Origin of the sequence: Microcoleus sp. S13C4, from assembly GCF_036700865.1 — a bacterium.
GTDB lineage: Bacteria > Cyanobacteriota > Cyanobacteriia > Cyanobacteriales > Microcoleaceae > Microcoleus.
This window is the reverse complement of sequence record NZ_JAUBPS010000047.1, coordinates 39,290-51,967: the sequence shown is the minus strand read 5'-3', so window position 1 is coordinate 51,967 and position 12,678 is coordinate 39,290. Positions and strand designations below refer to the sequence as shown.

Below are 12,678 nucleotides of genomic sequence, written 5' to 3'. Positions count from 1 at the left end.
TAGCATCGCGAAAAACTACCTTGCCAGATTGGGGAGACGCGGCGCTACTGGCGAGAGAAACTTTGTTGGCCTCTCTAGTAGTTTTGGGGCTGTTAATTAATATCGCTCGCACCCAGAGTTTAGCTCGTCAGCAGGGTTTTGACATCACTGTTAGTGGTTGGCAGTATGGCTAATTGAGAATGGTGCAAGATCTCAGTTAAAACCGACTGAAAGACTCATAAAATAAAAGTTTTAGAGAAATATTTCAGTCCTCTTCAGAGGACTTTAGCTATGAGACAGGGGTTTTAACCCCTGTCGGTCTGGCGGGCTGGCAGACAAAACGAAAAGCGCGAAAATTACCCAAAATATGAAATGTAAAAACTCTATTAAATCTCCACTTAACAGAGCTATGAAATTCAACCGATTTACAAAGTATTTAATTGTATTCGCTCTAATATTACTATCTACAACCACCCTGAATTATACAACATCTATTAGCGCCCAGGAGCCGCCACAAGTGCAAAATACCCAACCAGAAGCAAACCCAGTAGTACCTGAAAGTATTTTCATGAGTCAACTTCCTCGTTCGGCGCGACTGGTGGACATCCGCACCGTAAATCCCAACATTCGCCTCGACATCCGATACGCCACTACTAACAATTTCTTGAAACGAAAACTTTACCCTATATCGAAATGCGCTTTGAGAAGTTCTGTTGCTCAACAGTTAGGGCTAGTTCAAACAGATTTGGAAAAAATCGGATTGGGTTTGAAAGTTTACGATTGCTACAGGCCTTTCTCTGTGACTAAGCAAATGTGGCAAGCTTGGCCAGATCCGCGCTATGTTGCTAATCCTGCTAGGGGTTCGCGACACAATCGCGGTGCTGCTATTGATTTGACTTTAGTCGATCGCACTGGCAAAGAATTAGAAATGCCTACACCTTACGATGATTTTACCGAAAAAGCTCATGGAGATTATCAAGGCGGCAGCGCAGAATCTCGGAAAAATCGTCAAGTGCTTAAGGATGCAATGAAAAAACAGGGATTTATCGGTATAACAACTGAATGGTGGCACTTTGATTCGGAAGATTGGCAGAAGTTTGCGATTCTGGATATATCGCTTTCGGAGATTCCTTAATTATAGTAGCCGCTTTTGCCGTAAGGGTATAGACTAGAAGCAGTTTCTTTTCCTTGACAGCTATCGGAAGGAAAGCAATCGCTGGCAGTTATGATAGCTTTACATTCTGTGACGAGCATGTAAAGTTTATTTACCCCTACCTACTTATCTAAAAACCTACTGAAAAAATTTATGTTTAGTTATTGGTTTGTGAATCAAAATTTACTGGCTTTGCCCGTTAATAATGCAGTAGACAATAGGAGTATATTAACTACATTTACTATTTTGTCTATATTAATTTTAATTAGCTTCAAAAAGAGTGTAAAAGAGCAACCTTTATCAATTTTACAGACTAATCAAATGAAAGGAATTGCCATCCTGATCATCATTGTTCATCATGTAGCTCTTGCTCTGGGCAATCCTGGTTATTTATCTCTTCTTCATCACCTAGGTTTTCCCAGTGTAGCTATTTTTTTGGTACTTTCGGGATATGGAATTTTTTTATCTATACAAAAAAAGGGATTAAATAACTTTTTTTCCAAAAGAGTAATGAGAGTTTACATACCATTTATCTTAGCCATGACTTGTAAAATTTTAATATTTGATTATTTTATATTAAATAAAAGAAGTAGTGTGGGAAATTCTTTACTCAATATATTTTTGGCTCCCTCAACTTTGGATATGAATATGTGGTTTATAGTATATATTCTTTTTTGGTATTGCATTACTTATGTAATTTTTAGTTTGAATAAATTGACTAACTCTAAAATATTTTATTTATTTTTAACCGCAATAATTGTCTGTATTTCACCAGCACCCGAACCCTGGCTTAATAATCCTTTTAGTTTTCCGTTTGGTTGTTGGATGGCGGCCAACTCCAAAATAATTATTGAAAAGTTGGAAAATTTACTTGCAGGGGAAAAGCCAAAATTATCTAGTATTTTTGCTCACGTAAAAAAACACCTCAATCATTATATTGAAACTTTTACTTTATATCTATCCTTTGGTATTGTATGTTTACATTTATGGGGATGGATGAAATCCCCCAGTGCTAATGCAAACCTTTATTTTCCTATAATTGATGTTATTGCTCACGCTATTATAGGTATTTCCTTCGCTACTTTGATAATTGGGTTAATAATCTTATTAGGGAAATTCCAAATTCGCTCTCCCTTTCTAAACTTTTTAGGCGAAAACTCTTTTGAACTATATCTAGTTCATGGTACATTGCTGAGTTTATTCACGCTCATGTCAGGAGTAAATTTTGGGGTTACTTTCTTGGTTTATTTCATCATTGTCTGTATCAGCAGCATAGCTTTGAAAAAGCTTAGCTCCTTCGTCTCTGACTTATTATTAAAAATTTTTAATAATAGTTAATGTTAAGAATCACGACTAAACTCCTTACTACGAACGTACACATTTATCGCACTTGTACTAAAAATTCGTATTCGTATCCCCGGAAATTTGAGTCTAATTGTAATGTGTAATTGCCAGTAATGGGCACTTTTCCAGTCCACTCTGTTTCATTGCCTTGATAAGGATCTCCGGCTAAAAGTTTGCCACGAGGAGTTATAATTTGGGGGAAAACATCTTTCCGATTCCTAACAGTCATTGTTTGACCTTTTCGGGCGCGAATCCGGTAAGAGTGGCTGCCGCCGCCGATAATTCTACCTTTGACGATCGCCTCATCTCCTCCCGGCAGAAAATTAATCTGCTGGTTGACGTTAGAACAACTGCTTTCGGTGCGTTTTTTCGCAACCCAACCGGGAACAGGATCGGTAATTCGCAGCCAACCGTTTTGTTCTTCGGCGACCGAAACAAAGGTATTATTTTTAAGTTTTCCTACTATTTGGCTGCCGCTTACTAGCGGGATCGATCGCACATTTAGTGGTGGATTCGGATCGCTGACTACAGCTTGGCTGATTTTGCAACCCGAATTTGGCGGTGTGACAACTACTGGCTCAACTTTTTGCGGAGATACTCTTGCAACTAGCGAGGATTGAACTGCCGGGGTTTTTGCAGGTTGGGGTTCGGATTTCGGAGATTCTGCGACTTGGGTTTGTACTTGCAGAGGTTTTGGTGGCCGAGATTCAGGGTTGTTCCTCGGCACCGGTGCAATCTGGTTTCTGGTGGATACCGGCGATTCTGCAAGGGGAAGATGGGATTGTTTCATCACACCCGACTGTATAGTTGCAATAGCCACTCCCACCGCTGTTGCCAGTCCTGCTAAGCTTACTGTGATGATTTGACCCTTGGTAAATGGCATAAAAAACCCTCTCTGTATCTATACTAATAATTTTTGTTTGGGAGTTGGGGCGATCGCCAGTTAATTTATAGTCGAAATACCTAGTGCGGGCCACAGGGTCAGGATTTTTAGATAAAATTTCAGATCCATAGTTGTCGCAATAATTTGAGTCAATATATACTGGACGCCTATACTGATGGTAATCTTGCTCTGGGTTATTTGCGCGCAAATTTGCGAAAGTAAGCGTTCAGCGCGAGGTACATAAAATGTCAAAATTGATTCCTCTAAGATTACAACCGCCTCGCGATCAATTGTTGGAGGAGGTGAAGCAGGAAGTCCAAGCCGGGCGATCGCAGTCTTTGCACGCTGCTGTGCTGGCTAACCTCACCCAAGACTCGTCTCCTGTTGGGGTTAACCGCTGTTGGGATGTGGAAGTGAAAGCCGGCAACCGTCCGAGTTTTCGGCTTCCTCCCAAAGCAAGCATTGCTAAAGTGTTCGATCGCAGCGGTGGCAAATTGGTAATTTTGGGAGCGACGGGTGCAGGCAAAACTACGACGCTGCTAGAATTAGCTCGGGTGTTAGTTTCCCGCGCCCAAAAAGATGCTAGTTTGCCAGTACCAGTGCTGTTTGAACTCGGATCGTGGAAAGCAGAATCCGGGGCGATCGCAGATTGGTTAATTGCTCAACTTCAGTTCAAATACGGCATCTCTCCTGCTGTCGGCAAAAAATGGCTCGCCGAACAACAATTGCTGCCTCTCCTCGACGGCTTGGACGAAGTAGAAACCCACCGCCAAAATATCTGCATTCAAGCAATTAATCAGTTTGTTGAAAGCGAATTTAAACCAAAACATTTAGTAGCTTGCAGCAGTTTTGAAGCTTACAAAAACTGCGATACTAGATTTCGCCTGCAAGCAGCGGTTTTATTGAAACCTTTAACAGAAACTCAAATTCAAAATTATTTGCTAGAAGCCAGAAGCCGCGAACTTTGGTACAGCATTGAGCGCGAGCCGGAGTTATTAAAATTGGCCAAAGTTCCCTTGCTTTTGAGCATGATGGCTCTGGCTTACGACGATATTTTAATTGAAGCTTGGAAGCGCATAAGTTCTGCAGAAGAACAGCGCAAATATCTGTTAACTGCCTATATTCGCCACCAAATGACCGGACAAGTCAAGCAGTATCCCAGAGGTAAAGAACTGCGGCCGGAACAAATTCGCCACTGGCTGGGATGGTTGGCGAGAAGGATGGAACAGCAAGGAATTCAAGAATTTTACCTCGATCGCATACCGTCTAGCTGGCTGCAAACAGCCGATGAACAGCGCAAGTATCAGTTTGGAGTTAAGCTGCTTGGCGGGCTGATTTGGGTGATTTTGGGATTAATTGCCACCCTAGTCTCCGGGTCAATTTTGGGATTAATTGCGGGTGCTGTTGCTGCGGTAATTAGTGCTTTGTTGCCGGGAATTCCGGGGATTGAAAGGTTTATATTGCACCTCGTGCTGTGGTCGAAGGGCTACATTCCTTGGGATTACAGGCGTTTTCTCGATGCTGCGACCGATAGCTTGTTGCTGCAAAAAACTGGCGATCGGCGCTACCGATTTATTCACGATTTGTTGCAAAAACATTTTTCAGAGATATAAATGGCTGGGCTTGACAAAATTAAATATTTATGATACACGTCTTGCCAATTATGCACGGTTCCATTGCCTAATTTGCGATCGACTCCTAGATCGACACCCCCAAAAGGTTAAGATTCTAATCTGACCCTCCTGCAATCATTGCTTAACCTCCTATGGCAGAAACCTTATTGTTCAACGCCCTCCGCGAGGCGTTAGACGAAGAAATGGCCCGCGACTCCGCCGTATTCGTACTCGGCGAAGACGTAGGTCAATACGGCGGTTCCTATAAAGTCACCAAAGACCTCTACAACAAATACGGCGAACTTAGAGTGCTCGACACCCCGATCGCCGAAAATAGCTTTACAGGCATGGCAGTAGGCGCAGCAATGACGGGATTGCGGCCGGTGATCGAAGGCATGAACATGGGCTTTTTGCTGCTGGCCTTCAACCAAATTTCCAACAACGCCGGAATGCTGCGCTACACATCCGGTGGCAACTTCAAAATGCCAATGGTAATTCGTGGGCCAGGGGGCGTGGGCCGACAACTCGGCGCCGAACACTCCCAGCGGTTAGAAGCATATTTCCAAGCAGTACCGGGTTTGAAAATAGTCGCTTGTTCGACTCCCTACAACGCCAAAGGACTCTTAAAATCAGCCATCCGCGACGATAACCCCGTTCTGTTTTTCGAGCACGTCCTTCTTTACAACCTCAAAGAAAATTTGCCAGAAACAGAATATTTAGTGCCGCTGGACAAAGCAGAAATTGTGCGATCGGGCAAAGATGTCACTATCCTGACTTATTCCAGGATGCGACACCACGTCATGCAAGCCGTGCCCGCCCTGCTAAAAGAAGGTTACGATCCAGAAGTAATCGACCTAATTTCTCTCAAACCCCTGGACATGGAGACCATCGGCGCATCCATTCGCAAAACTCACAAAGTAATTATTGTAGAGGAGTGCATGAAAACAGGAGGCATTGGTGCCGAACTAATTGCTTCGATTAGCGATCGATTTTTTGACGAACTCGACGCACCAGTTTTACGCCTGTCTTCACAAGATATTCCCACACCTTACAACGGTAATTTGGAAAGACTGACAATTGTGCAGCCCACGCAAATTGTCGAGGCAGTCCAAAAAATGGTAGCTTTGCGAGTATAAATAGTGATTAGTCAGTAGTCATTGGTGGACTGTTGACTGTTGACTGATGACTGTTGACTGATGACCGATGACTGATGACTGTTGACTAAAATCAGCCAACTGCCAACTGACAACTGACCAATGACTAATAATTAAATATGCAAAAACAACGTTCAATATTAGCCCTAATTTTTGTTTTAATCATCGCCGCCATTACTGTAACAGTAACAATTCCGACGCGGCTGGGATTAGACTTGCAAGGAGGGTCGCAACTCACAATTCAGGTAAAAACTACCCCCACAATTCCCAAAATAGACCAGGGAATGTTAGAAGCAGTGCGGCGGATTGTCGAAAACCGGGTTAACGGTTTGGGAGTTTCCGAAGCATTAGTCCAAACAGTAGGAGAAGACCAAATTCTCGTGCAGTTACCCGGAGTAAATGACCCGCAGCAAGCAGAACGAGTTTTGGGCGGCACGGCAAAGCTAGAATTTCAGGAACAACTACCCGGAACAGAAGCACAATTAGGCATTGAGAGGCAGTTGCAGCAGGAATTGCTGGTCAAACAAGCAGAATTGAAAACTAGCAACAATGAGGCAGCAATTAAAGAAAATCAGGCAGCTTTGAAAAGAAGCAATGAGGCGATCGCCAAACTCTTCAAAAGCAGCGGACTCGGTGGCGAAAACCTCAAAGACGCTCAACCTCAACCCTTGGCGGCTGGGAAGAACTGGAACGTTGCTCTCCGTTTCGATACCAAAGGAGGCGAACTCTTTGCCCAAATAACGAAAAATTTAGCCGGCACCGGACGCAGTATCGGTATTTTCCTAGACGAAAGAATGATCAGTTCTCCAGTCGTCGGCGTTGAATTTGCCCAAACAGGAATTACTGGTGGGAGTGCCGTAATTCAAGGCAACTTTACAACCCAAGAAGCCAACGATTTGGCAGTGCAATTGCGGGGCGGCGCTTTGCCGGTGCCTGTCGAAATTGTAGAAAACCGCACGATCGGCGCTAGCTTGGGTAGAGACAGCATTCAAAGCAGTATTAACGCAGGTATCGGCGGCTTAGCTTTAGTCTTGATTTTCATGGTTGCCTACTATCGACTCCCCGGCGTAATTGCCAATATTGCTCTGTTAATTTATGCTCTGTTAACTTGGGCAGCTTTCGTGCTTTTGGGAGTGACATTAACGCTGCCGGGAATTGCTGGTTTTGTGCTCAGCATCGGGATGGCCGTGGATGCTAACGTGCTGATTTTTGAGCGCACGCGGGAAGAGTTGCGGGCGGGGAAATCGCTTTATCGATCGGTAGAATCTGGTTTTTACCGAGCTTTTTCCAGCATTTTAGATGGCAACGTAACTACTCTCATCGCTTGTGCTGCTTTGTTCTGGTTGGGCGCTGGTTTAGTTAAAGGGTTTGCTGTAACGCTGGCTTTGGGCGTGGTAGTGAGTATGTTTACTGCTATTACTTGCAGCCGCACTCTACTTTTGGTAGTGTTGGGCTTTCCGGCGCTCCGAAAACCTCAGTGGTTCTGTCCTAATTTGTCGAAAACTGCTAATAGTTAACAGTTAACGGTTGACAGTTGGCTGTTGACTGTTGACTGTTGACTTCTTTTCTCTTCCTTCTTCCTTCTTCCTTCTTCCTTCTTCCTTCTTCCTTCTTCCTTCTTCCTTCTTCCTTCTTCCTTCTTCCTTCAAATTATGAAATTCAGTGTTATCAAACAGCGATCGATCTGGTGGAGTATGTCCGCCGCTATTATCCTCGCAGGTATAGTGTCGATGGCGATTTCTTGGACTCGTCCCGACATCCGCGCACCGCTGCGCCCAAGTTTAGATTTTATCGGTGGCACTCGCCTGCAATTTGAACTCGACTGCACGAAACCGGAAAATTGTAAACCTATCGATCTTGCTGCTGTCCGCGAAGTCCTGGACGCCCAAGGTTTGGCAGGCAGCAGTATTCAAGTTATCGGAAAAGAACAGCGCGGTTTGTCGCTACGCACGAAGACTTTGGATGTCGAACAACGTACTAAGTTGCAAACAGCATTGAACGATAAAATAGGCGCTTTTGCCCCGAAATCTACTCAAATTGATACGGTTGGACCTACCCTCGGCAAACAATTATTTACTTCGGGATTGTTGGCGGTATTTCTTTCCTTTGCTGGAATTACGGTTTATCTAACATTCCGGTTTCAGTTAGATTATGCCTTTTTTGCTTTTGTAGCTCTGTTTCACGACGTGTTCATTACTGTTGGTATTTTCTCAATTTTAGGTTTAGTTCAAGGTGTGGAAGTTGACAGTTTATTTGTGGTCGCTATCTTGACAATCATCGGTTTTTCTGTTAACGATACAGTGGTAATTTACGATCGCGTGCGCGAAGTAATTAAGCTAAATCCGGGACAGTCGATCGATCAGATTGTCGATGATGCGGTCATGCAGACCCTGGGAAGGTCAATTAACACGACGATGACAACGCTGCTGACATTGTTTTCAATCTTTTTGTTTGGGGGCGAAACCCTCAAATACTTTGCTTTAGCATTGATTGTCGGCTTTATTGCGGGTGCGTATTCGAGTATTTTCATTGCCAGTACGCTGCTAGCTTGGTGGCGCAGTCGCACGGGCCACTCTATCCCCGTCCCCGTAGAAGGAATCAACCAGTCAGAGGAAGTTTAATTGACTGTTGACTGTTGACTGTTGACTGTTGACTAACTAATAACTAATGACTAATAACTAATGACTAATGAAGGCGACGCAAATTTTCAAATTGAAGTCCAAAGGCTTCACAAACTAACAGTTTACGGCCGCTGGTTAACGGTGATATTGCTCTGGATTAGCGTCGGTTCTTTGAGCATTTGGGGTTTGCGCCGCGAAATCGCTTTGTGCTTAGAACACTTCACTTGGGCGGCGGTGCGCTACGGTTTATCTTTTCATCGCTGGCCGACTCTTGGTTTGGGTTTGTGCTTGGGAATGACTTTAGCTGTGCTAACTTGGCAAAGTCGTAATAGAGTGCGAGGATTGCCCCAGCGGGAACAACAGGGTTTGGAACAACAAGTGCGCCGCATTCGCCAGCGCGGGCCAAGCCATCCTTTGTGGAAGTGGGTTTGCAAAGGTTCGCGGTAGCGATGGGCTTTATTCTTTAGTCTCAAGCCAGAGGAACCAAAGTTTGACTCTTAAGTGCTTTCAACGGCCGAGTCCCTAACTTTTATTGCTTCTTCCTTCTTCCTTCTTCCTTCTTCCTTCTTCCTTCTGTTGTATCACGCAAAGCGAGGCAAAATATGTGCTGCGGAAGACTGTTGAAGCGGAATTTCGATCGCAAATTCTGCTCCTTTTCCCGGTTCCGAAAAGCACTTCAATTCGCCGCCGTGTTGGTTGACAACAATTTCATAGCTAATCGACAGTCCCAAACCCGTTCCTTGGCCGACAGGCTTAGTAGTAAAGAAAGGGTCAAACAACCGCTTCCGAACATCTTCTGTCATCCCCGGGCCGTTGTCAGAAATCTTAATTAGTACCTTTTTCTTCTCAATTAACTCCGTGCGAATCCGAATCGCAGGAATCAGGCGGGTAGAGTTAGAAAGTGGTGATTGACTATTTGTACAAGGCTGCTTTTGCTTGCAGGACGACTTTTTATGGCTTTTTTTATCGGTATTTTCCTGTTGGTTCGACTCAACCAGAGCGTAAATGGCATTAAGTAAAATATTCATAAATACCTGATTGAGCTGTCCGGGATAGCACTGCACCAGCGGCAAGTCGCTGTATTCTTTGTGAATTTCTATCGCCTCCTGCCCCGGTTTCCCTTTAAGCTGGCTTTGCAAAAGCATAATCGTGTTGTTGATACCGTCGTGAATGTTGACGTGCTTCATTTGAGCTTCGTCTAATCTGCAAAAATTCCGCAGCGACAAAACGATGTCGCGCACTCTTTCTGCACCTTGCTGCATAGAATTTAAAACTTTCGGTAAGTCTTCCACTACATAATCGAGTTCGATTTTTTCTGCTTCCGCTTCAATTGCTGCGATGGGTTCGGGACAGTGCTGTCGATAGATCTCGATCATCCGCATTAAACCTTGCGTGTACTCTTTAGCGTGGTGCAAATTGCTATAAATAAAGCCGATCGGATTGTTAATTTCGTGAGCTACTCCTGCTACTAACTGCCCCAATGAAGACATTTTCTCTGTTTGAATTAGTTGAGTTTGAGTGCGCTGAAGTTCCAGCAAGGCAAGTTCGAGCTGTTGGGCTTGATGTCTCAATTGCGCTTGCGATTCTCGCATCGCCACGGTTGATAACTCGTGAATTTGCAACTGAGAAAGCAGCAGTTGGTGTACGTCTAAAAGTTTGTAAGTTTCCGGTTCTACTTGTACTACAATTGGTTCGTGGATTAGTTCGGGCGATCGCTCCAAAGACTGCCGCACTGCGGTCATAATTGAGGTTTCGCGATCGAGAACCAACATATCAGTTTTAGTAAAGCGGTAGAGTATGACCAAAGGCTGTTGAGAAAATAACTCCAAGCTGTAGGGGCGGCTCATGTGTTCAAAATAACGCCGCCGCGAAATCATCCCTATAAACTTTCCTTGCTGAGTGATGATAATACCCGGAACTAAAGGGTTTCCTTGAAAGATTTTAGCAACTTCGTCCCCCGGACACTCAGACTCTAGAAGAAAATCGTACAGGGTTAATTCCTGTAGAGTCGATCGCAAACCCAGTGGCGATTTTAGGGGACTCAACCCGTCAGTTTCATACACGGCTCCCTCCTTTGGTAATTGGCAGTTGCGGTTGGCTGCTGGAGTCTTGCCTACTATTTAGAATGCTTTTTCAACTCTTTTTATAGCTTAGTCATCAACTTGGCTCTGCTCCCTGGAATCCAGTTAATTTAGCCGGATTATTTTTTGCCTTAAATCATGCTGGTGTCCCCCGAAACGATAGTGCAGGTTAGATTGATTTAACAGCAGACATCCCTTTGAAACCTGACTATGTATTGAATTTTATATATCCAATAATTTACTAATCGGAATATAACAGTCATAACTATTTTTAATGTTTGATGACCTTAATGTGGTTCAGATGGATAGACATCTGCGACCTGTGGCAGTACATTTCGTATTACCCCTTGCGTAAAATTATATTATAATAAGACAACAATAGCGACAACTCGGCAGCCGATCGCCCGATTTTAAAATTCAGGCAAAACAGGTTTCCGGCAATTGCCCATAAATCTCAATTGTCAGTTTTTTTGCACAAATGCCGATCGCACTCAACCCGCAGATTGTATTGTAGGTAGTCTCCGAGCTAGGGACAGCCGATTGCGAGCAATTTGTCAAGTTCGGCAGCTTATACTTTAGCCACATCGAGACTCCAAAGCTGCACCGACGAAATTTTTCCCAGCCGATGCTAAAGTTGTGCGATCGTAACTAAAACTCACTTTCCACACATCCGCTTAATGTGCCTTAAAAGTTTCCACAAAAGTACCGTCGGGCCACGAACTTGAGATTCAAACTCTGTCGCTGGCAAATCCGACACCGAGAATCAAGAGGAAGCAGAAAGAAATAATTCTATTTTACCCGACTTTTCCCCAACTTCAACTTCAATTTGAGGAAGTTGGTTTGGTTACGATAATATTTCGATCATTATTATTTCTCCTCCCCCTTGATTTTAGGCAATTCTCATTAGAAACTCTAAGATGTTGATTTGAGGAACATCGGGGGGTGGGGTTTGGTTGGGCGATCGCACTGAGCTAAATTGAAATGACATTTGAGGAAAGTAAGCGACGGTTTCCATGTGCGGTTTGCCGAACTAGAGGTGGTAACTCTATAGACAACGGGACGATCGTACTTTCAGTACAATGTCAGTATTTCAACCGGTACACCTGTTGAGTCTGAGTCTCTGAGAGTGTCAAAGTCCCTTTAATCCTTGGGCTGTCTGGATCGGAGGTTTTTGAAGAGTAGGGCGGTGCGAGGCCCAGAAGCAGACTGTTAACCAAGCGGCACTAGGGAAGTCGGCAGCTAGGGCCTACCGAGGAAGGATTTTAGGCGATCGCCGTTAAAGATCAAGAGAGAAAAGCACGATAGTACCAGCAGCAATATCACCCAAAAGAATGATTGATCGACAAAAAGTTGCGTGTTATATTTCTAAATAATTCTATACAAAAATACTTTTACCTAAAAGGAGAACAAAAAATGGACACCCCTACAGAGCGCCTACAAGAACCGGTCGGGACAAGAGAACTCGAATCAATACCTGTATCTGATAAAGTTTCTTCCCAAAAAGTTACTGAGGTTAATTTTGAAACGACTCCTTTAGAAACCCCAGCTTATACTCACGACAAAGTTAGCGTCGAGGAGTTGAAGATTAACGGCAACGATTTGGTTGCTAAAGTTAAAGAACTAATTCACGAAGGCAATATCCGCCGCATCATTATCAAAAATGAAGAAGGACGGATATTGGTAGAAGTTCCTCTGACGGTGGGAGTAGTCGGGGGAGTCATTGGTGCCGCATTGTTTCCAGTCATTGCAGCAATAGGAGCGATCGGTGCATTAGTCGCTCACATGACCATCATCATTGAAAGAACCGAGTAAAAAAACTCAGTTCTTAGTAATAGCTGATGTCCGGTTAA

11 protein-coding genes are annotated in these 12,678 nt (G+C 44.0%); 8 read left to right on the top strand and 3 right to left on the bottom strand.

Annotated elements, in window-relative coordinates; all coding sequences use genetic code 11:
• Positions 1-388 precede the first annotated feature (388 nt).
• Together QT996_RS19455 and QT996_RS19450 are read left to right on the top strand one after the other, a co-directional pair.
• Positions 389-1,114, top strand: coding sequence for a M15 family metallopeptidase (locus QT996_RS19455; RefSeq protein ID WP_333048411.1), 726 nt, complete (start codon positions 389-391; stop codon positions 1,112-1,114).
• Between the two features lie 171 nt (positions 1,115-1,285).
• Positions 1,286-2,470: an acyltransferase gene (locus tag QT996_RS19450; protein WP_333048410.1), complete on the top strand. Its 1,185-nt coding sequence runs from the start codon at positions 1,286-1,288 to the stop codon at positions 2,468-2,470.
• A 43-nt stretch (positions 2,471-2,513) separates the two neighbouring features.
• Here QT996_RS19450 and QT996_RS19445 read toward each other — a convergent pair whose 3' ends face one another.
• Positions 2,514-3,359 (bottom strand): SH3 domain-containing protein, encoded by an 846-nt coding sequence (locus tag QT996_RS19445; protein ID WP_333048409.1) that lies wholly within the window; start codon positions 3,357-3,359, stop codon positions 2,514-2,516.
• A gap of 245 nt (positions 3,360-3,604) precedes the next feature.
• Here QT996_RS19445 and QT996_RS19440 point away from each other — a divergent pair, with 245 nt between their 5' ends.
• From QT996_RS19440 to secD, 3 genes are all read left to right on the top strand, one after another.
• A complete protein-coding gene (locus QT996_RS19440) occupies positions 3,605-4,972 on the top strand; it encodes an NACHT domain-containing protein (RefSeq protein WP_333048408.1) in 1,368 nt (455 codons plus the stop codon).
• A 152-nt stretch (positions 4,973-5,124) separates the two neighbouring features.
• Complete coding sequence (locus tag QT996_RS19435; RefSeq protein WP_333048407.1) at positions 5,125-6,108, top strand: alpha-ketoacid dehydrogenase subunit beta; 984 nt, start codon at positions 5,125-5,127, stop codon at positions 6,106-6,108.
• A gap of 137 nt (positions 6,109-6,245) precedes the next feature.
• On the top strand, positions 6,246-7,643 hold the full coding sequence (secD, locus tag QT996_RS19430) for a protein translocase subunit SecD (RefSeq protein ID WP_333048406.1): 1,398 nt from the start codon (positions 6,246-6,248) through the stop codon (positions 7,641-7,643).
• A gap of 3 nt (positions 7,644-7,646) precedes the next feature.
• On the opposite strand, the gene QT996_RS19425 is transcribed toward secD, so the two are convergent.
• On the bottom strand, positions 7,647-7,775 hold the full coding sequence (locus tag QT996_RS19425) for a hypothetical protein (RefSeq protein ID WP_333048405.1): 129 nt from the start codon (positions 7,773-7,775) through the stop codon (positions 7,647-7,649).
• Positions 7,776-7,778: 3 nt separating this feature from the next.
• On the opposite strand from QT996_RS19425, the gene secF reads away from it, so the two are divergent.
• Both secF and QT996_RS19415 read left to right on the top strand, forming a co-directional pair.
• The gene (secF, locus tag QT996_RS19420) at positions 7,779-8,747 is read left to right on the top strand and encodes a protein translocase subunit SecF (protein WP_333048404.1); all 969 of its coding nucleotides are present in this window, start codon (positions 7,779-7,781) and stop codon (positions 8,745-8,747) included.
• 60 nt (positions 8,748-8,807) lie between these two features.
• Positions 8,808-9,194, top strand: a complete 387-nt coding sequence (locus tag QT996_RS19415) for a hypothetical protein (protein WP_333048403.1) — start codon at positions 8,808-8,810, stop codon at positions 9,192-9,194.
• Positions 9,195-9,328: 134 nt separating this feature from the next.
• On the opposite strand, the gene QT996_RS19410 is transcribed toward QT996_RS19415, so the two are convergent.
• Positions 9,329-10,810: an ATP-binding protein gene (locus tag QT996_RS19410; protein ID WP_333048402.1), complete on the bottom strand. Its 1,482-nt coding sequence runs from the start codon at positions 10,808-10,810 to the stop codon at positions 9,329-9,331.
• A 1,431-nt stretch (positions 10,811-12,241) separates the two neighbouring features.
• Here QT996_RS19410 and QT996_RS19405 point away from each other — a divergent pair.
• Entirely contained in the window at positions 12,242-12,640 is a 399-nt protein-coding gene (locus QT996_RS19405) for a DUF4342 domain-containing protein (protein ID WP_333048401.1), read from the top strand.
• Positions 12,641-12,678 lie beyond the last annotated feature (38 nt).

Coding starts and splice junctions, on each gene's coding strand:
- QT996_RS19455 (WP_333048411.1), top strand. CDS start 389: ATGAAATTCAACCGATTTACAAAGTATTTAATTGTATTCGCTCTAATA.
- QT996_RS19450 (WP_333048410.1), top strand. CDS start 1,286: ATGTTTAGTTATTGGTTTGTGAATCAAAATTTACTGGCTTTGCCCGTT.
- QT996_RS19445 (WP_333048409.1), bottom strand. CDS start 3,359: ATGCCATTTACCAAGGGTCAAATCATCACAGTAAGCTTAGCAGGACTG.
- QT996_RS19440 (WP_333048408.1), top strand. CDS start 3,605: ATGTCAAAATTGATTCCTCTAAGATTACAACCGCCTCGCGATCAATTG.
- QT996_RS19435 (WP_333048407.1), top strand. CDS start 5,125: ATGGCAGAAACCTTATTGTTCAACGCCCTCCGCGAGGCGTTAGACGAA.
- secD (WP_333048406.1), top strand. CDS start 6,246: ATGCAAAAACAACGTTCAATATTAGCCCTAATTTTTGTTTTAATCATC.
- secF (WP_333048404.1), top strand. CDS start 7,779: ATGAAATTCAGTGTTATCAAACAGCGATCGATCTGGTGGAGTATGTCC.
- QT996_RS19415 (WP_333048403.1), top strand. CDS start 8,808: ATGACTAATGAAGGCGACGCAAATTTTCAAATTGAAGTCCAAAGGCTT.
- QT996_RS19405 (WP_333048401.1), top strand. CDS start 12,242: ATGGACACCCCTACAGAGCGCCTACAAGAACCGGTCGGGACAAGAGAA.